The sequence below is a fragment of the Peptoniphilaceae bacterium AMB_02 genome, from assembly GCA_036321625.1.
GTDB lineage: Bacteria > Bacillota > Clostridia > Tissierellales > Peptoniphilaceae > Microaceticoccus > Microaceticoccus formicicus.
Map to the genome: position 1 here is coordinate 2,299,080 of CP143259.1, position 19,484 is coordinate 2,318,563.

Annotated in this window: 17 protein-coding genes and 1 pseudogene; 4 read left to right on the top strand and 14 right to left on the bottom strand. The window is 34.6% G+C overall.

Features of this window, described 5'->3' with window-relative positions; all coding sequences use genetic code 11:
• Nucleotide 1: 1 nt before the first annotated feature.
• Genes VZL98_10885 through VZL98_10895 form a run of 3 tightly spaced genes read right to left on the bottom strand, consistent with a single transcriptional unit; the run spans nucleotide 2 to nucleotide 4,256 of the window.
• Nucleotides 2-2,392: a glycogen/starch/alpha-glucan phosphorylase gene (locus VZL98_10885; GenBank protein WVH63185.1), complete on the bottom strand. Its 2,391-nt coding sequence runs from the start codon at nucleotides 2,390-2,392 to the stop codon at nucleotides 2-4.
• A complete protein-coding gene (malQ, locus tag VZL98_10890) occupies nucleotides 2,392-3,978 on the bottom strand; it encodes a 4-alpha-glucanotransferase (protein ID WVH63186.1) in 1,587 nt (528 codons plus the stop codon). The genes VZL98_10885 and malQ overlap by 1 nt, the downstream gene beginning before the upstream one ends.
• Nucleotides 3,979-3,989: 11 nt before the next feature.
• Nucleotides 3,990-4,256, bottom strand: a complete 267-nt coding sequence (locus tag VZL98_10895; GenBank protein ID WVH63187.1) for a GNAT family N-acetyltransferase — start codon at nucleotides 4,254-4,256, stop codon at nucleotides 3,990-3,992.
• Between the two features lie 287 nt (nucleotides 4,257-4,543).
• Between VZL98_10895 and VZL98_10900 the strand changes: the two genes are divergently transcribed.
• The 3 genes from VZL98_10900 to VZL98_10910 are packed head-to-tail and all read left to right on the top strand — an operon-like array spanning nucleotide 4,544 to nucleotide 7,376.
• A complete protein-coding gene (locus VZL98_10900; protein ID WVH63188.1) occupies nucleotides 4,544-5,626 on the top strand; it encodes a D-alanine--D-alanine ligase family protein in 1,083 nt (360 codons plus the stop codon).
• Between the two features lies 1 nt (nucleotide 5,627).
• Nucleotides 5,628-7,010: a UDP-N-acetylmuramoyl-tripeptide--D-alanyl-D-alanine ligase gene (gene murF, locus VZL98_10905; protein ID WVH64566.1), complete on the top strand. Its 1,383-nt coding sequence runs from the start codon at nucleotides 5,628-5,630 to the stop codon at nucleotides 7,008-7,010.
• A 57-nt stretch (nucleotides 7,011-7,067) separates the two neighbouring features.
• Nucleotides 7,068-7,376, top strand: a complete 309-nt coding sequence (locus tag VZL98_10910) for a hypothetical protein (GenBank protein WVH63189.1) — start codon at nucleotides 7,068-7,070, stop codon at nucleotides 7,374-7,376.
• 18 nt (nucleotides 7,377-7,394) lie between these two features.
• Here VZL98_10910 and VZL98_10915 read toward each other — a convergent pair whose 3' ends face one another.
• The 4 genes from VZL98_10915 to VZL98_10930 all read right to left on the bottom strand — a co-directional run bounded on the left by VZL98_10915 (nucleotide 7,395) and on the right by VZL98_10930 (nucleotide 9,447).
• Nucleotides 7,395-7,715 carry a YbjQ family protein gene (locus tag VZL98_10915; GenBank protein ID WVH63190.1) on the bottom strand — a complete coding sequence of 107 codons (321 nt, stop codon included), beginning with the start codon at nucleotides 7,713-7,715 and terminating at the stop codon, nucleotides 7,395-7,397.
• Between the two features lie 19 nt (nucleotides 7,716-7,734).
• Nucleotides 7,735-8,274, bottom strand: coding sequence for an RNA 2',3'-cyclic phosphodiesterase (gene thpR, locus VZL98_10920; GenBank protein ID WVH63191.1), 540 nt, complete (start codon nucleotides 8,272-8,274; stop codon nucleotides 7,735-7,737).
• 78 nt (nucleotides 8,275-8,352) lie between these two features.
• Complete coding sequence (locus VZL98_10925) at nucleotides 8,353-8,808, bottom strand: hypothetical protein (GenBank protein ID WVH63192.1); 456 nt, start codon at nucleotides 8,806-8,808, stop codon at nucleotides 8,353-8,355.
• A complete protein-coding gene (locus tag VZL98_10930; GenBank protein ID WVH63193.1) occupies nucleotides 8,809-9,447 on the bottom strand; it encodes an epoxyqueuosine reductase QueH in 639 nt (212 codons plus the stop codon).
• 203 nt (nucleotides 9,448-9,650) lie between these two features.
• Between VZL98_10930 and VZL98_10935 the strand changes: the two are divergent.
• Nucleotides 9,651-10,902: pseudogene (locus VZL98_10935) on the top strand (IS1182 family transposase).
• A gap of 106 nt (nucleotides 10,903-11,008) precedes the next feature.
• Here VZL98_10935 and VZL98_10940 read toward each other — a convergent pair.
• The 7 genes from VZL98_10940 to VZL98_10970 form a co-directional block, all read right to left on the bottom strand.
• Nucleotides 11,009-11,725 carry a hypothetical protein gene (locus VZL98_10940; GenBank protein ID WVH63194.1) on the bottom strand — a complete coding sequence of 239 codons (717 nt, stop codon included), beginning with the start codon at nucleotides 11,723-11,725 and terminating at the stop codon, nucleotides 11,009-11,011.
• Complete coding sequence (locus VZL98_10945; protein ID WVH63195.1) at nucleotides 11,725-12,459, bottom strand: DUF5058 family protein; 735 nt, start codon at nucleotides 12,457-12,459, stop codon at nucleotides 11,725-11,727. Before VZL98_10945 ends, VZL98_10940 begins: the two co-directional genes overlap by 1 nt.
• A 266-nt stretch (nucleotides 12,460-12,725) precedes the next feature.
• Complete coding sequence (locus VZL98_10950) at nucleotides 12,726-13,502, bottom strand: isochorismatase family protein (GenBank protein ID WVH63196.1); 777 nt, start codon at nucleotides 13,500-13,502, stop codon at nucleotides 12,726-12,728.
• Nucleotides 13,503-14,083: 581 nt separating this feature from the next.
• Nucleotides 14,084-15,340, bottom strand: coding sequence for an amidohydrolase family protein (locus tag VZL98_10955; GenBank protein WVH63197.1), 1,257 nt, complete (start codon nucleotides 15,338-15,340; stop codon nucleotides 14,084-14,086).
• Between the two features lie 42 nt (nucleotides 15,341-15,382).
• Entirely contained in the window at nucleotides 15,383-16,558 is a 1,176-nt protein-coding gene (locus tag VZL98_10960; protein WVH63198.1) for an MFS transporter, read from the bottom strand.
• 187 nt (nucleotides 16,559-16,745) lie between these two features.
• Nucleotides 16,746-18,209, bottom strand: a complete 1,464-nt coding sequence (locus tag VZL98_10965) for an IS1182 family transposase (protein WVH63199.1) — start codon at nucleotides 18,207-18,209, stop codon at nucleotides 16,746-16,748.
• A 364-nt stretch (nucleotides 18,210-18,573) separates the two neighbouring features.
• The gene (locus VZL98_10970; protein WVH63200.1) at nucleotides 18,574-19,314 is read right to left on the bottom strand and encodes an isochorismatase family protein; all 741 of its coding nucleotides are present in this window, start codon (nucleotides 19,312-19,314) and stop codon (nucleotides 18,574-18,576) included.
• Nucleotides 19,315-19,484: the final 170 nt, after the last annotated feature.

Consider the following 19,484-nt stretch of genomic DNA (forward strand, 5'->3'; position numbering starts at 1 on the left):
TCTATTTTACTCTCCAGATTTCTCTTGCGTAGTCCATTATCGTTCTATCCGATGAAAATTTTCCTGAGTTTGCGAGATTAATCAAGCATTTTTTCGCCCAACCCATTTTATCACGATATGCCTTATCGATTTCCATTTGAGCTTCCTTGTAAGCGTTGAAATCTTTTAATACGAGGTATTGATCCAGTTTTTCAGGATAATCTCTTAGTACAAGTGAGTTAAATATATTTAGAAACATGTATGAACCATTGTCGGAGAACTCCCCGCTGATAAGTGAATCCACGGCTCTTTTTATGTCATAATCACTTGCATAAAATTCAATAGGATTATAATTGTCGTATATCTCTCGAATTTCTTCAACTCTGGCACCGAATATAAAGTTGTTTTCGAATCCAGCTTCTCTTACTATTTCAACATTGGCTCCATCATAGGTTCCAAGAGTCGGAGTAGCATTCATCATGAACTTCATATTTCCAGTACCTGATGCTTCTTTACCTGCAGTTGAAATCTGTTCAGAGACATCTGTTGCAGGATATATCTTCTCTCCATAGGATACTCTAAAGTTTTGAACGAAGACAACTTTTAATTTATCGTTAACTCTCTTATCCATGTTTATAACTCTGGAGATCTCATTTATAAATTTGATTATTGCCTTGGCTCTAAAGTAACCGGGAGCTGCTTTGGCTCCAAATATAAAGGTTCTAGGAATGATATCCAAATCAGGATTTTCTCTTAATCTGAAGTATAAATCCACTATATGAAGTGCATTCATAAGCTGTCTTTTGTACTCATGAAGTCTCTTAACCTGAACATCAAAGATGGTATCAGGATTTATTGTTATGCCCTCTACCTCTTTAATATATTTTACCAGTCTAAGTTTATTATTATACTTAATCTCATTTAGTCTATTCAGTACAGCTTCATCGTCCGCAAATCTCTCAAGTTCCTTTAACATCTCTAAATTAGTAATCCAGTCCTGAGTACCTAGAAGCTCAGTTATTAAAGCCGCCAGTTCAGGATTGCTGTATACCAACCATCTCCTAGGTGTGACTCCATTGGTCATATTTATAAACTTTTCAGGATATAGTGCATACCACTGACTTAGAGTATCTGTTTTCAGTATTTCAGTATGAAGCTGAGCTACTCCATTTACTTTATGTGAACTGTAAAGTGCAAGAGAAGCCATATGAATATTATTATTTCTAACTATTCTCAGACAATTAATCTTGTCATAGCTATAGTTTTTGTCTTGCAATGATGCTATAAATTTCTTATCAATTTCCTTAATTATTTCTACGATTCTAGGACTTACCTCATCCATTATGCTCTCAAGCCAAACCTCCATCGCTTCTTGTAAAATGGTATGGTTTGTAAATGAGAACACCTCGGTAACAATCTCCCAGCTATCTTCCCAAGTCATATGTTCATGGTCTAGGAAAAGTCTCATAAGCTCAGGAATTGCTATAACGGGATGAGTGTCGTTTAATTGTATGGCGTGATACTTTGAAAAGTCCTTAAATTCAGTATCTCCCGGGAAATTTTCCTTATATTTTTTTATTATGTCTTTTAAAGATGCACTGACAAAGAAATACTGCTGCTTTAATCTTAATAATTTTCCTGCCCATTGAATATCATTTGGATATAAAACTCTTGTGATATCTTCTGCTCTTGATTGCTCTCTTACAGATTCGTCGTATTCAAAATTATTAAATTTAGTGAAATCAAATCTATTGATTGCTTCAGCTTGCCATAATCTCAAGGTATTGATACCCCCGTTTTTATAACCTATAACGGGCATATCATATGGGACTGCAACTACAGACTGATTCTTAAAATGTATTATCTGCTTATCTGACTCCATTCTGATTGACCATGGATACCCGTGTTTTATCCAAGCGTCTCCTTCTTCATGTTGGAAACCGTCCACAAATGACTGCTTAAAGAGTCCTTCCGAATACCTTACTCCATATCCATCAAGAGGTATATCCATTGTCGCTGCTGATTCCATAAAACATGCGGCTAGTCTTCCCAAACCACCGTTTCCAAGTGCTGCATCTTCTTCAAGTTCTTCAAGCTCATTAAGTTCGAGGCCTATCTCTTTGAGCAGTTCGTCTACATCTTCTTGAATGCCCAGGTTTAATATATTATTCCCCAGTGCTCTACCAACTAGAAATTCGGCAGAAAAGTAATACGCCTTTCTTTCTGTTTTCGATTTTTCCGTAGTTTCTATCCACTTATCAGATATCAATGACATTATAGCCGTAGCCAATGCATTGTATCTCTCCTCTTTAGTTGACGTTTCAATGGTCTTCCCGAATTTCACCTTAAGAGCATACTCAAAAAAGCTCTTAAGCTGGTCTAAGGGTAAGTTATTGCTTCTATCATCAGTCATTAATTCATCCTCCCATAAAGTCTGGTTATATAGCGTATTTTTGCTGCTAGTTCAGGATTCAATTTACTTTTAAGAACTCTCCATTTCCAGTTATTACCTAGGGTTGAAGGCTCATTTATTCTTGCCTCATCACCAAGGTTTAAATAATCATGCATCGGCACTACTGCAAGTCTGGAATGCGACATCATTGCCGATCTTATCATACCCCAATTGTATCCTTCTTCTTCTGTTAAATTAACATAGTCTTTTACAAACTTAAATTCACTTTCATTCAAGCCTTCCAGCCAACCTCTGATAGTCTGGTTGTCATGCGTCCCGGTATAAACTATGGTGTTTTCTTCCAAATTGTGAGGTATATAATCTGCATCCTCAAATGGGAAGAAACCGAATTGCAGGACGGCCATTCCTGGATATCCTACTTTTTTCTTAAGTTTAAATACCTCTTCAGACTGAACACCAAGATCTTCAACTATTATTGGCAATTCTCCTAATCTTTGCTCCAATTTCTCAAAGAACTCATATCCCGGTCCAGGTCTACGAACGCCATATTTGGCCGTTTCATCGCCATATGGGATGGACCAAAAACTGGAAAATCCAATAAAATGATCGAGTCTTAAGATATCATAATACTTTAAGTTTATCTCTATTCTCTTAATCCACCATTCATATCCCGTTTCTTTTTGATAATCCCAGTCGTATACGGGATTGCCCCATAGTTGTCCGTCATCAGAAAAACCGTCAGGTGGGCATCCACCTACTTCCAGTGGCTTAAGTGTTTTTTTATCAAGCATTAAGATATCTGAATATGCCCAAGCATCCGCGCTGTCCATAGCAATATATATTGGTATATCACCTATAATTTCAATACCATGTCTCTTGGAATACTCTCTTAGAATCGTCCATTGCTTATGGAAAAGGTATTGAAGGAAAATGTAAAAATCTACTTCATCTTTTAAATCAGTCATATATTTTTTTATTGCTTTAGGTTTTCTCAGTTTTATATCTTCAGGCCAATCTATCCACGAAGCATCCATAAAATGTTTTTTAACAGCCATAAATAGTGCATAATCATCTATCCAATAACTGTTTTGAGTCCTGAATTTTTTAACTTCTTCTTTTAAACTTTCCTTACCTCTTTTATAGGCTAGCTCAAGCACTTTAAATCTGTAGAGGTACATAAGTGAGTAGTCAACATACTCAGGATTGTCTCCAAAGTTAACATTTTCAAATTCCTCATATTCCAATAACCCGTCTTCAACTAATAATTCCAAGTCGATTAAGTACGGATTTCCTGCAAACGAAGAAAAGGACTGATATGGTGAATCCCCATAACTGGTCGGACCGATAGGCAGTATCTGCCAATATTTTTGCCCGCTGTCAGCCAGAAATTTTATAAAATCATAGGCTGCCTTCCCCACTGTTCCTATCCCATAAGGTGAAGGAAGTGATGTAATGGGAAGTATGATGCAGCTCGCTCTTCTGGATTGTCTCGTATCAACTTCGCTTCTATCGTCATCAATTCTATCTACATCGACTTCAGCTATTGAATTATTACCAATTTCATTAATATTTTTGTCACTGTCCATTTCAATCTCCATTAAGCCAGTAATTCGCTATATTCTTTATTCTTTTCAAAATACTTTACGACATAGCTACATATTGGTTTAATTTTAAACTCATTCTCAACTGCATAATTTATAAGTTCCATAACCAATTTAGCTGCGACACCCTGTCCTCTAAGTGAAGCGTCTACGAAAGTACTATTGACATAAAGAATACCGTCTTTATTTTTGAAACTTAAAAATGCATCGGGATTCTGTTTTTCTCCAACATAAAATCTTTCGTTATCTCTAACTATATCCATATTAATTCCTCCATTCACATTTTGCCATCAGAACAACTCAATTTATGTGATTCTTAAAATATAACCTATATAATATCTACTACTTATTATTTTACCCTTTTTTATAATTATATCACTTTTAGAGCATAGAATTGGGTAAAGTATATGATTAAGCAATATGAATATTATGTAATAATACTTTAGTTATATAAATAATTCAAGCCTTTCTATTGAATACTTACCCAATTGTACCATTGATTTATACTAATATTTATGATAGGATAATCATCAGTAAAAGGAGGTTTATCATGCTTGACAATATATATGTCCTCTGTGGAGGAATAAGTGCTGAACACGAAATATCGCTGATGAGCGCTATGAATATAATAAATAATTTAGATAAAAGTAAATACAATATCTATCCCGTTTACATAGATAAAAAAGGTGCATGGGTAGAACATGATAAAATTGAAAAAAGAATAGAAAAACCCGAAGAGCTTATAAGCAAAACCGAAATGAAACCTGCCGAATCCATCGGTAAATTTCTATATGGCAATTACAGAGTCGACGAAAATAATTTATTTATACCGTCAATACACGGAACATATGGAGAAGACGGTATCATCCAGGGTTTCCTGGAAGTTCTGGACGTACCATATGTCGGAAGTGGAGTTTTAGCTTCCGCAGCATGTATGGACAAGGTGTTTACTAACCAGATTTTGGAACAAAGCGGGATGGCTCAAGCTAAGTATATGGGTATCATCCAGCAAGATTATCTCGTTAAAAGCGATGAAATCATCCAAAAAATAGAAGCAAAAATAGATTATCCTATGTTTGTCAAACCTGCAAATGCAGGATCATCTGTTGGAGTAACAAAAGCAGATAATAAAGAAGAGCTATTAAAATCAATAGATACAGCCTTTAGATTCGACAAAAAAATACTTGTCGAAGAAGCTATAATCGGAAGAGAACTTGAAGTATCGGTTATCGGTAATGATTTTCCTGTAGCTTCCCTACCCGGAGAACATGTTGTAGATGGTCATGAGTTTTTCGACTACGAATCCAAGTACTTCGATAGGACTACAGTAATCAAAGCTCCAACTGAAGTTACACCGGAGCAGGAAGATGAGGTCAGAAGAACCGCTGTTAAAGCATACGAGTTGATGGGCTGTAAAGGTATTGCAAGAGTTGATATCTTTATGAGAGATTCAGACAAAAAAATGCTAGTCAACGAAATCAATACCTTCCCCGGAATGACGGGAACGAGTCTGGCACCTTTATTATGGAAACCTACAGATGATACAGACTTTTCTTCACTGCTTGAAAAATTAATTGCTTTTGCACTGGAAGAATATAAAGAAAAGAAGAAAACTCAGAGGTCAGTTGATTAAAATGATTGTAAAAGAACTACAAAATGTTTGCGAAATGGCAGGCGGTAAATTAACAAACAAACCGGATACAGAAATAATTATCAGCGGTGTTTCCAAAGATACCAGAACACTTGAAAAAGGCAATCTATATATCCCTATAATAGGAGAACAGTTTGACGGGCATGCTTTCATTAAAAATGCCGCTGAAAAAGGCGCTTCAGCATCACTTTGGCAAAGCTCTCATGAGATTCCGGATGTTGATATCCCTCTCATTATAGTAGATAACTGTCTGGAAGCTTTCCATACTCTGGCAATGAATTATAGACTTTCACTTGATGTCAAAATAATTGCCATAACAGGATCAAATGGAAAGACGACAACCAAGGACATGCTTGCCAGTGTACTCTCGAAAAAGTATAAAACCGCATTCAATAAGGGGAATGAAAATAATGAAATAGGAGTTCCGCTGACACTATTAAACTTATCTGAAGATACTGAAGTTGCAATAGTTGAAATGGGTACTGAAAGATTTGGGGAAATAATAGTCCTTACAAAGATGGCGAAACCCAATGTAGCAATAATAACAAATATTGGAGATTCGCATCTGGAAGAATTGTTCACAAAAGAAAATGTAGCCCTAGAAAAATTCGATATTGTCAAAGGCTTACCTGATGACGGCATATTTTTATACAATGGCGATGATGAAATACTAAGAAATGAAGTAAAGAAACACGATATTCCACAAAAGATATTAAATTACGGATATAAAGATTTTAATGCTTATATGATTGATAATGCACAGAGTAGTGCAGAAGGCACAGACTTTACAGTAAATGGAGTAGTATATCATTTGCCGATATTAGGCTCTTACCAAGTATACAATGCAGCTGCATGTATTGGAGTATCAGAACTTTTCGGTATAAATGTCGAACAGATCCAGGACGGTTTCAATCATATTTCAAAGACCGGGATGCGTAACGAACTAATAGCATTAAATGATTTTGATATCTTGGACGACAGTTATAAATCCAATCCTCAAAATCTTATGTCTGCACTGGAAACCCTGTATACACTGGATAAACACAGCAAAAAAATTGCAGTTCTCGGTGATATGCTCGGACTTGGTAAGGACTCGGATAAACTTCATAGAGAGATCGGTGAAAACCTGAATCCCAACCAGCTTGAATTAGTGTATTTTTACGGTGAAAGCATGAAATCAGCAGCAGAAGCAGCATCCTTCAACTTTGATGCTTCCAGAGTAAAACATTTTAATTCCAAGCTTGAACTTTTTGAAGATTTAAAAGAAAATGTAATCGATGCTTTTGTCCTCGTTAAAGGCTCAAGGGCGATGAAAATGGAAGATATCATTGAAATGCTAAAAGACTTTAGTGAAAGTAAAAAATAACGACTTATTTTATGTGATGACCACTAGTAGCTAATTATTAAAAGGAATGTGATAGATTTGAAAAATAAAAAAGATGATTCTATAACCGTTCTCGAATTCCAAAAAGTTAAAAACTATCCTGCATTTGCCCGGATTGCAATATTTTTGGGAATTCTAATCGGTGTAACCATTTACTTGTTAACTAAGAAGATTTGGCCTATCTTTTTGTTTTCTGTTCTTGGAGCTGCTATATATTCATATTTATCATATAATTATAGATGCCCTGACTGTAGGAGCTTTTTATGGTTTTTAAAAGATAAGCATAAATTAAGAAGATGCCCGAAATGCCAAGCTAAACTTAGAGACGAAAAAAGTCGCCGGAGATAAGACCCAGGCGACTTATTTTTATCTCAATCTTACTGCTGTTCCGGATATTGTAACCATTAACATGGATCCGGCTTGCCCCAATACTTCGTAGTCCATCTTACATCCTATAACTGCATCTGCATTTAATGCCGCAGCTCTTTGCATCATTTCTTGGATAGCTTCATTTCTGGCATTTATAAGCTCTTCTTCATAGCCTTGAGCTCTACCGCCAAAAATATCTCTTAGACCCGCTCCAAAATCCTTAATAAAATTTACCCCGGTGATTACTTCACCGAAAACAATTCCTAAATAGGAATCAACTTCTCTGTTTCCAACTTGATTTGTAGTTGTTACTATCATTTTTGTCACTCCTTCATAATTATAATTTAATTATTTCCTCAGCTTTGTACTGAACCCCACTATGCGTAAAATGAGAAGAGTAGAGTATCAAACTCTCAACGCTTTGAATCCTCTTAATAACCTTAATCTCATCGATTTCTCTAGCACTCTGTTTGAAACTTGTCCTCCTCGCTATAGTTACATGTGGTTTAAATTCCCGAGATTCAATCTTAAAACCTTCAAAGCTTAGAGTTTGATCAATCGTCTTTTTTAAATTCGATAAACCGTCATCTGCTTTAAATCCGAGCCAAACAAGATATTCTCGAGCTCTTTTAAATACGCCCAATCTCGTTGTTTCAAGTATAATACCGGAATTATACTTTGAGATATTTTTTAATAATTTCTTTATTTTTTCTAAATCCTCATCAGCTGTGTCTCCAAAAAAATGCAAAGTAAGATGAATATTGTCTAAAACTGTAATAGAAGACTTTTTCGTAATCTCAGACAGTGCATTTTGGTAATTTTTTATATCTTTTTTAATTTCGTCGGATATATCGATCGCAAGAAATAATCTTTTCATATCATACCTCTACTGAGCCGCATAATTAAAAATATTCGGTATTGAGTTACAAACTTAGACTAAAAAATCCATAACTTTCTAATTTTTATACCCGAAAATATAAAATAAAATCAATAAGAGTACAATTACAAAAGCTTTTAAATATATCCCTAAAAAAAGCAGCACTAATGACGATAGGATTGAAAACAAATAAAGTCTAGGCATATTGAAAAAATATGCCAGATTCATAAATTGAATACATTCGGTAATTGCAAACACAGGTATTAAAATTGAGGGATTTTCCATTATTAGAAAGGCCCCAACTAAAATAAATGCATTTCTCATAACTGATATATGGTTTATCTTAGAGTTCAAATCGTGGTCATCAGTCAGCTCACTACCCAAACTCCATCTCCAAACGGGAAAATGAATTGAGTACAATAGTACAGTCAAGATAGAACTAAAAAGTATGGGCATCTTGACTAGGCTTATAATAAAAATCAATCCCCAAATTGTAACAGTAGCTCTTGCATAAGATTTAATTACACCGGACATTTAAGCTCTACTTCCTTTCCTATTTTCAGACTTTGCTAAAGAGTACTTACAGCCGCAGTAGTCCTGTCTATACAATTCGTGTTCCTTAGCTATTTCTATGGATTTTAAAAAACCACCCTTCTTTTTAAAATCAGCAGGTAGGTATGAAACTCCATATTTTTCTTCCAATTCAAATCCCAAAACATTTATTAACTGGGCATTTTTATGTGGACTTACCGATAGGGTAGTAGTAAAGTAATCATATCCGTGATTTGATGCATAAAAGGCCGTCTTTTCAAGCCTTTGTTTAATGCATTCACCACATCTGAGTCCACCTTCTCTTTCATCTTCAAAGCCCATGGCAATAGAATTAAAAACATCAGGCTCGTATTCACTGTCTAAGAAACCGAGTTTGTTTTTAGTTTCAAGCTCCTCTATAAGCCTTATTTGCTCATTTTTCCTGTGTACATACTCGTCTTCCGGGTAGATATTGGGATTATAGTAAATTACATCCAGGTGGAAATAATCAGCAAGATAGCTTATTACATATGAACTACAAGGCCCACAACATGAGTGTAGGAGTAGTCTGGGTGTATCACCACTTTTTTCAATCCTATCCAAATGCTCTTCCATTTTTATCTGATAATTTATCTTCATCATATCAACTCACTATTATAATTTTCTTAAACTAATTATAACATAAAGAAAGGACGTTAAAAAAACTCCTTTCCAGGAGTTTCAGACTGTTGACAAAGCATAGCTAAAAAAAATTTCTAGCTGTGCTTTTTTTGTTCTAAAAATGCCATATTATGTGTAATTTAAGCCGTTTTGGGTATATATAACACTAAGAGAGAAGTGTTAATATGCTATTTAAAAATTCTAAAAACAAAGTTGATCAAGTTCAAATGATTTCAATAGATCAAATGGTTCCCGAAGATCATATACTTAGAAAAATAGATAAATACATTAAATTTGATTTCATATATGAATTAGTTGAAGATTTGTACTGTCTTGATAACGGACGACCTAGTATAGATCCCGTTGTTTTGCTTAAGATTACCTTAATCCAATACCTTTTCAACATAAAAAGCATGAGACAAACAATTAAAGATATTGAAGTAAATCTTGCTTACAGATGGTTTTTAGGTTTTGATTTTTACGATAAAATACCTCATTTCACAACTTTTAGTCAAAACTACAGAAGAAGATTTAAAGAGACAAACATATTTGAAGATATTTTTCAAAACATACTACTACAAGCCATTGAAGAAGGCTTAGTTGATATAAATATCCAATTTGTTGACTCAACACATGTTAAAGCACATGCCAATAGGTATAAGGTTGTTAAAGTAAAAGTGAAAAAAGAGGTAAAATACTATCAAAAAAAGTTAGAAAAAGAAATAAACGAAGATAGAAAAAAACATGATAAAAAGCCATTTGATCCTAAAGATAAAGATGAAGAACTAAAAGAAGTAACAAAAAGCACAACAGATCCTGAAGCAGGACTATTCCATAAAGGTGAACATAAAGAAGTATTTGCATACAGCGTACAGACATCATGTGATAAAAATGGATGGATATTAGGTTTTAAATCATATCCTGGAAACTTACACGATGGAACAACATTTAAAGATTTCTTTGATGAAAAGTTAAAACGATTGAACCCTAAAAAACTAGTTATGGATGCAGGCTACAAATTCCCGGCAATAGCGAAAGAACTGTTTGATGATGGAGTATTTCCAGTATTTCCATACACAAGGCAAAAAACAAAACCAAAACTAGAAAACCCATTCTACAAAAGAGATTTTGTGTATGACGAATACTACAACTGTTACCTTTGTCCAGCAAATGAAGTATTAGGATACTCAACCACAAATAGAGAAGGATATAGGCAGTACAAGAGCAACCCAAAGATCTGTGTAAACTGTGGGTACCTAGGAAGGTGTACAAGTAGTAAAAACACCAAAAGATAATAACTAGACATATCTGGCAAGATTATCTTGATATCTCAGAAGAATACCGGTATACATATAAAGGGAAAGCAGAGTATAAAAAAAGAAAATGGATATGAAAGCAGCACTTACTTTTGCGACCCTAAATATGAAAAAGTTAGCAATAATCTTAAGTAAAAGAGATAAAAAGCCACCCCAAAATAATGGTGTTTTAAGAAAAATATTGAACTTTGCTAATAGATTTGTCAAAATAGAGCAAACCCTGATTTTTAATCAGGGTTTGTCTTCAGTCTGAAACTCCTTTCCAGGAGTTTTAATAAGCCTTTTTTTTCTCTTCTCGTCATCCAAATTGCAAAAGCAATAGTTCCAAATGAGCAAAGCGGTACAACTACAACTGTTGGCAATGTTCCTATGATAAATACTAAAAACACTGCCAAGGCCATACCAAACGCTGCGAATTTAGGGTATTTAATTGCAAAGAGCGCAAATAGTGCCCCGAATATTGCTGGTAATACATAATTAAATGCTTCTTTTACACCTTGTGGTAATGCAGCAAGTATTATATTACCCGCCAAAGCTGCGATTGTTACAACTATAAGATTTGTAATTATCGATCCTCCCATACCTATTGTAGCTACCAGCTCCCCTTCTTCAGTTCCGGGATTAACTCCAACGGCTTCCTGAGCAACAATAGCACATGGAACACGAACATTAGCTATGTTTCCTGATAAAAACGCCATATAAGTACCTGCATTTCCAAGTATAGGATAGTATGAAATAGGTGTCATAAAATATTCAACGCCGTAAATAGATGCAACTAAAAACCAAGCAGTCAATATGTTTTGAATAGGTGGAAATGCATTATGCTTTATACCTATATAGATTGCGGGGAATAAAGACATAGGCACCGCAACTAAAAGGGTTATTTTCCCGAGCCTAATTATTGGATCGGTGAATAGTTCTTTGTAAGTACTTCCTGTTTTCATTATGCACCCCCTAATTGTCTTATTACTATAACACCGACTATCATTCCTAGAATCATTGATAATCCTAAAGCATACTCCCTTAATCTTGGTGCTTTTTTAGCAATATTTGAAAAAATTACCATCGCTACTGCAGCTACTATGCTTGCTGCTAATTTATCAGCCGCTATACCTCCGGTAATCGATTTTGAATTTAGCGCAACCAAGAATGATGCAGTTCCAAGAACCGCAGCTCCACAGATTTTTTGCATCAATTCAGTATCTCCACCTGCAACTTTATCTTGGAGTATTTCTAATTTATCTGTAAAAAGGCCACAAAATATCAACCAACCACATCCATTAAGTGCCATGGTCCAAACTGAATTCGCAAACTCTGTAATTCCGTACTCAGCAGATCCAAATTCAACTCCCATTGCCCTGGCACCTAATTGAGAAGCTGTTAATTCAGTATTTGCAGCACCAATCATTGAAAGTCTTAACCAAGTTACAGGACCACCTATAACTCCTATCATTGCAACCATAACGACAAAAACCGATAGCGAAGGTCCAATAGCAGATGTTGCACCGACTCTAAAAGCTTGGTAACATTGTTTCTTTTCAAGTGCCGTTACAGATGCTGCATTCATAGCTTTTCTTGTAAATAAAAACGCTTGCACAGCTACTAATAATACCAATGGTATACAAATTATCCATAGTATTGGATCATTAGCTGCTTGAAGATAACTTTTATCTTGCATAAAAAATCACCACCTTTTTTAATTAATAAACCCATATACATCCCCCTTAATTGAATTACAAGTTACAACATACTAAAGTCATTCTTGGATGTCAGAAACAGAATTGGAGACAAAACGGACAATAGTGCACTCTCGCTTTACTCAGAATGACAAAATAACACTTAGTACAGCTGAGTATTGATTTTAGCTAGTATATAATTTGCAAAAAGGGAATACGACTTATCATAGTGGTATTCCCTTTTTTATTGTACTTTCTAGCTTGCTAATTATTTGTTGTAAACGCTTGGATCAATACCTTCTAAGTATTTAACTACGTTTTCTAGTGGCTCAACATCGCCGAATTTTGCATCTATGTCGAATAAGTTCCACTCAATAACTCCTGGTACTCTATCGCCTATTGTTCCTATTGGAACGATTGTCTTAAATCCGTGTCCTGTTGAATCCATACAAGTATGTCTTACACATGCACATGCTGTAGCACCCATTACTATTACAGTGTCTACGCCTAATTTATATAATGTGGAAGCTAAGTGAGTTCCGAAGAAGTTACTTGCGTATTTTTTGTGGATTACTGGCTCCTCTGGTCTTGGCTCAAGCTTTGGATCTATCTCCATCCACTCAGAGTTAATATCTAGTGAGTGCATTGGAATTTTTTCATCCCATCTTGGTAAGTCCCATTGCTCTTTTCCTACATATCCTGTAGTTGTATGGAATATTGGAACACCTGATTTTCTAGCTGCATTTAATACTTTAAGTGCATTTGCACAGATTTCATTATTGTTTTCACAAGTGAATGGGTGACCATCTGACATCCAAGCCTTAGCCATGTCTACTGTAGTTACTGCAGGAGCCTTACCGTATCCCATTCTTCTTTGGAATCCTCTCTCCTTGTAGATTCTACTAGCTTCTTCAAATGCCTTTTGCAATAAATCTAGGTCAATTCCATATTGACCACCCTTATCTTTGTACTTCTCATCTGGTGAATATAATACATCTCTTTGACTCATTATTAATACGCCCTTTCTTTCTAAGTTTTTTCTCACTACAATAGTAGTTTCATTTTCCCCTCAACCACTTTGTAGTTTCATGCCATTATATATTGCAAGACCCGTGCCAACTTTTGAAAGGGCTATTTTTAGCGATTCTAGATTTTATCCCCATATAAGACGTTGCATTATCGCAACACTTTCATGCTTAAGAAAAGGTTTTCTTGAAAATAGTAACGTTTGCAGATTCGCAACACTTTAATAATCATTGCAAACTTGCAACACTAAATCCCTTTAGTTGATATAACCTGGAACAAATAATTAAATACTTAGCCACATTTTGTCTCCCTTTAAAAATTAGATTTGAACTGGTTATTGTGCAAATACTTAGCTTGGATATTTAGCTTGGATATATTATAACATAATTATCTCTTCATAACATATAATTAATACTCACTTAAATCTATATCTCTTTAAACATACAGAAATTACCTCTTGTACTTATAAGACCTAATGAACTATATGATGAAATTTAATTTTAGCATTGATGAAACTGATCGCAGTTTCTACACATCCCCTCCCTCAACAAAAAACTAATAAAAGCCCCCTTAAAATCAAGAGGGCTTTTATTAGGTGAATTAATAGGTTACACCTAAATCAAGTTTAACATCATATTCTACTGGCTTTTGCTTAAATAGGAATTCTCCCTTTCTAACAGAAGCAAGAACATTAGCACGGTTTCTTATTACATCGAATGGGCTATCACCGTTAAGAACGATAAAGTTTGCATCTTTACCTACTTCTAATCCATATGTGTCTTGGATATTTAGACAACGAGCACCATTGTAAGTAATTAAATCTAAATCTTTTTCTATTTCTTGTGGTGACATGATTTGAGCTAAGTGAATTCCATTGTCAAGTATATTCATCATATTTCCGTTACCCATTGGATACCATGGATCGTTTATTGAATCTTGTGCAAATGCAACATTAATACCGTGTTCCATGAATTCTTTAACTCTAGTAAGTCCACGACGTTTAGGATAAGTATCATGACGACCTTGTAGATACGCATTTTCAGTTGGATTAGAGATGAAGTTTATCTTACTCTTTTTGAATAAGTCTATCATTCTATATGCATATGAATCATCTGCTGAACCAAATGAACAAGTATGGCTAGCTGAGGTTCTTGCACCATAACCTTCCAAATAAACAAGTGCATTTAATAACTCAATAAAGCGCGCCTGAGGATCATCTGTCTCATCACAGTGAACATCTATTAGCTTATCATATTTCATAGCAAGTTCAACTGTGTCACGAACAGATCTTTCGCCAAATTCTCTAGCTGGTTCATAATGTGGAATTCCTCCAACAACATCTGCACCCATCTTAAGTGCTTCTTCTACTAATTCACGTCCTCCCTTATATGTGTACATTCCTTGTTGTGGGAATGATACTATTTGGATATCAACTATATCCTTTAATTCTTCTTTCATTTCCAACATAGCTTTTAAACCTGTGAATTTTGGGTCTGTTACATCTATATGGGTACGAATATGTTGTACCCCTTGGGAAACCTCATCCATAATTCCTTTAAGAGCAAGTTTCTTAACACTTTCTACAGTCAAAGTCTTTTTAAATACTGGCCACATTTCAATTGCTTCAAAAAGCGTTCCTGAGCCGGCACCAGTTTTTCCAAGTTCAGCTAATGTATATACATAATCTAAATGTAGGTGAGGGTCTACATAAGGTGGAGTAACTAGCTTGCCACCTAAATCGATTACCTCATCACAATCTGCAAGGTTATTACCGATTTCTTTGATTTTTCCATCTTCTACTAAGATTTCAGTCGCTTCATTGTTCTTATAAATTTTTGCATTGATAAACTTTTTCACCTAAAATCACTCCTTAAAAATTTAGTATTTTGTACTTACAATTTACAGTTTTCCTTTTGTTAATGTATGTTTATCAGTTATTGACAAGAATGTTGCTAGAGCCAATAACACTAATGCCAGGATAATAACACTTCTTAGGGATCCACTTGTTAGTATTATCCCAGAAATTGAGCTACCAGCCATAATAGCAAAGTTAAATGATGCAGATTGAAGAGACACTGCAACACTTTGTCCTTCTACGACTTGTCTTGTTATAGCATTTTGGAATATTGTAACTAAGGCTCCAAAACCAATTCCCCATAAGATGAAGTTGATATGACTAATTCCAGTTGTACCCCCAAAGACTAAGAATAATACTGCAGAAACTGCTCCTATTCCCATCATGAAAGTGACTGTACCCTTTAAATAATTATCCAAGTATTTTCCGGCTATTATTACCGCAATGAATGAGCCTATACCAAATAATAAGGAAGCTAACTCAATGCCTCCAGAAAAGCCGATATCTTGCACTAAAAGTGCCATGTAGGTAAATAGACCATAATTCGCCATAACTGACAGCACAGTTAGGAGGATAACCTTCTGAATACCCCTATTCTTTATTAACTCTAGTGGTGAGTTAGATTTTGAACGCTGTTCTCCTGGTACAGATGGTAAGAAAAATATAACTAGGAGCATAGTAATAAAAGTGAGTATACCCAGTGCAATAAATTCAACTCTCCAACTTATCTGATTTCCGATAACATTAAATATCGGACTTCCAAAACTAACTCCAATAGTAGACCCACCAATGATAACAGTGATGGCTAGGCCTTGTTGATTATTTGGTGCTAATTTTAAACCATATGGACAGATCATTGACCATATTAAACCAGCGGACACTCCACCTATTAGTCTAAAGATAAATGCAATAGTATAGGTGCTAGCGAAAGCGATTCCTAAATTGGATATAAGAAAACCACTAAGAATCATCATTAGAACACGTTTTTTATTCATTGTAACAGTTAGTGTTGTTAATGGTATAGCTGATATTGCTGAAACTAAGGCATACATCCCTACAAAATTCCCTAATTTTGTAGCATCAACATTTAAACCTTGACTCATCAGTGGTAATACACCTGAAGGAGCATTTTGCACGACCATGGCTATAAATGTAGTTAATCCCATCAATAAAAATATGGGCCAAGAAAACTTTTCATTAACTTTTGCTTCGTTTATCAATATAATCCACCTCTTTAAACATTATTTCATTGAATAGTTAATCTTATTATTTACTAGACCTTAGAGATGGCTTAAAACCATAATAAAACAACCTCATTTTTTTAACTATATGTGGAGTTTTATTCAACTACCTGAAGGAGTATTTGGTAAATATATTACATTTCATATAACCTTAAAAAAGGTTATATCAGACTGAAGACAAACCCTGATTAAAAATCAGGGTTTGCTCTATTTTGACAAATCTATTAGCAAAGTTCAATATTTTTCTTAAAACACCATTATTTTTGGGTGGCTTTTTATCTCTTTTACTTAAGATTATTGCTAACTTTTTCATATTTAGGGTCGCAAAAGTAAGTGCTGCTTTCATATCCATTTTCTTTATACCTACCATATTGGTATATCTAAATCCATGATATTCCTTTGCACTCCCAAATTGCCTTTCTATTGTTTCTTTTCTCTTTTTATATTCTGCTTTCCCTTTATATGTATACCGGTATTCTTCTGAGATATCAAGATAATCTTGCCAGATATGTCTAGTTATTATCTTTTGGTGTTTTTTACTACTTGTACACCTTCCTAGGTACCCACAGTTTACACAGATCTTTGGGTTGCTCTTGTACTGCCTATATCCTTCTTTATTTGTGGTTGAGTATCCTAATACTTCATTTGCTGGACAAAGGTAACAGTTGTAGTATTCGTCATACACAAAATCTCTTTTGTAGAATGGGTTTTCTAGTTTTGGTTTTGTTTTTTGCCTTGTGTATGGAAATACTGGAAATACTCCATCATCAAACAGTTCTTTCGCTATTGCCGGGAATTTGTAGCCTGCATCCATAACTAGTTTTTTAGGGTTCAATCGTTTTAACTTTTCATCAAAGAAATCTTTAAATGTTGTTCCATCGTGTAAGTTTCCAGGATATGATTTAAAACCTAATATCCATCCATTTTTATCACATGATGTCTGTACGCTGTATGCAAATACTTCTTTATGTTCACCTTTATGGAATAGTCCTGCTTCAGGATCTGTTGTGCTTTTTGTTACTTCTTTTAGTTCTTCATCTTTATCTTTAGGATCAAATGGCTTTTTATCATGTTTTTTTCTATCTTCGTTTATTTCTTTTTCTAACTTTTTTTGATAGTATCTTATCTCTTTTTTCACTTTTACTTTAACAACCTTATACCTATTGGCATGTGCTTTAACATGTGTTGAGTCAACAAATTGGATATTTGTATCAACTAAGCCTTCTTCAATGGCTTGTAGTAGTATGTTTTGAAAAATATCTTCAAATATGTTTGTATCTTTAAATCTTCTTCTGTAGTTTTGACTAAAAGTTGTGAAATGAGGTATTTTATCGTAAAAATCAAAACCTAAAAACCATCTGTAAGCAAGATTTACTTCAATATCTTTAATTGTTTGTCTCATGCTTTTTATGTTGAAAAGGTATTGGATTAAGGTAATCTTAAGCAAAACAACGGGATCTATACTAGGTCGTCCGTTATCAAGACAGTACAAATCTTCAACTAATTCATATATGAAATCAAATTTAATGTATTTATCTATTTTTCTAAGTATATGATCTTCGGGAACCATTTGATCTATTGAAATCATTTGAACTTGATCAACTTTGTTTTTAGAATTTTTAAATAGCATATTAACACCTCTCTCTTAGTGTTATATATACCCAAAACGGCTTAAATTACACATAATATGGCATTTTTAGAACAAAAAAAGCACAGCTAGAAATTTTTTCTAGCTATGCTTTGTCAACAGTCTGATATAACCTTAAAAAAGGTTATATGACAGGATTGATTTATCTACAACATATATTATTGCAGCTAATGAGGCTGATTAGGATAATAACCTTCCTTTATGAATGCGTTTGCCCACCCCTGATATTTTAGCAAATTGTTGCCTAAGTTCGTAGCTTCTATTCTACTGCTTTTAACCAAAATAAATGGGAATACGACTTATCATAGTGGTATTCCCTTTTTTATTGTACTTTCTAGCTTGCTAATTATTTGTTGTAAACGCTTGGATCAATACCTTCTAAGTATTTAACTACGTTTTCTAGTGGCTCAACATCGCCGAATTTTGCATCTATGTCGAATAGGTTCCACTCAATAACTCCTGGTACTCTATCGCCTATTGTTCCTATTGGAACGATTGTCTTAAATCCGTGTCCTGTTGAATCCATACAAGTATGTCTTACACATGCACATGCTGTAGCACCCATTACTATTACAGTGTCTACGCCTAATTTATATAATGTGGAAGCTAAGTGAGTTCCGAAGAAGTTACTTGCGTATTTTTTGTGGATTACTGGCTCCTCTGGTCTTGGCTCAAGCTTTGGATCTATCTCCATCCACTCAGAGTTAATATCTAGTGAGTGCATTGGAATTTTTTCATCCCATCTTGGTAAGTCCCATTGCTCTTTTCCTACATATCCTGTAGTTGTATGGAATATTGGAACACCTGATTTTCTAGCTGCATTTAATACTTTAAGTGCATTTGCACAGATTTCATTATTGTTTTCACAAGTGAATGGGTGACCATCTGACATCCAAGCCTTAGCCATGTCTACTGTAGTTACTGCAGGAGCCTTACCGTATCCCATTCTTCTTTGGAATCCTCTCTCCTTGTAGATTCTACTAGCTTCTTCAAATGCCTTTTGCAATAAATCTAGGTCAATTCCATATTGACCACCCTTATCTTTGTACTTCTCATCTGGTGAATATAATACATCTCTTTGACTCATTATTAATACGCCCCTTCTTTCTAAGTTTTTTCTCACTACAATAGTAGTTTCATTTTCCCCTCAACCACTTTGTAGTTTCATGCCATTATATATTGCAAGACCCGTGCCAACTTTTGAAAGGGCTATTTTTAGCGATTCTAGATTTTATCCCCATATAAGACGTTGCATTA

Bases quoted from the DNA above. Each gene is read 5' to 3' on its own strand.
- VZL98_10885 (WVH63185.1), bottom strand. From the start codon at position 2,392: ATGACTGATGATAGAAGCAATAACTTACCCTTAGACCAGCTTAAGAGC.
- malQ (WVH63186.1), bottom strand. From the start codon at position 3,978: ATGGACAGTGACAAAAATATTAATGAAATTGGTAATAATTCAATAGCT.
- VZL98_10895 (WVH63187.1), bottom strand. From the start codon at position 4,256: ATGGATATAGTTAGAGATAACGAAAGATTTTATGTTGGAGAAAAACAG.
- VZL98_10900 (WVH63188.1), top strand. From the start codon at position 4,544: ATGCTTGACAATATATATGTCCTCTGTGGAGGAATAAGTGCTGAACAC.
- murF (WVH64566.1), top strand. From the start codon at position 5,628: ATGATTGTAAAAGAACTACAAAATGTTTGCGAAATGGCAGGCGGTAAA.
- VZL98_10915 (WVH63190.1), bottom strand. From the start codon at position 7,715: ATGATAGTAACAACTACAAATCAAGTTGGAAACAGAGAAGTTGATTCC.
- thpR (WVH63191.1), bottom strand. From the start codon at position 8,274: ATGAAAAGATTATTTCTTGCGATCGATATATCCGACGAAATTAAAAAA.
- VZL98_10925 (WVH63192.1), bottom strand. From the start codon at position 8,808: ATGTCCGGTGTAATTAAATCTTATGCAAGAGCTACTGTTACAATTTGG.
- VZL98_10930 (WVH63193.1), bottom strand. From the start codon at position 9,447: ATGATGAAGATAAATTATCAGATAAAAATGGAAGAGCATTTGGATAGG.
- VZL98_10940 (WVH63194.1), bottom strand. From the start codon at position 11,725: ATGAAAACAGGAAGTACTTACAAAGAACTATTCACCGATCCAATAATT.
- VZL98_10945 (WVH63195.1), bottom strand. From the start codon at position 12,459: ATGCAAGATAAAAGTTATCTTCAAGCAGCTAATGATCCAATACTATGG.
- VZL98_10965 (WVH63199.1), bottom strand. From the start codon at position 18,209: ATGCTATTTAAAAATTCTAAAAACAAAGTTGATCAAGTTCAAATGATT.
- VZL98_10970 (WVH63200.1), bottom strand. From the start codon at position 19,314: ATGAGTCAAAGAGATGTATTATATTCACCAGATGAGAAGTACAAAGAT.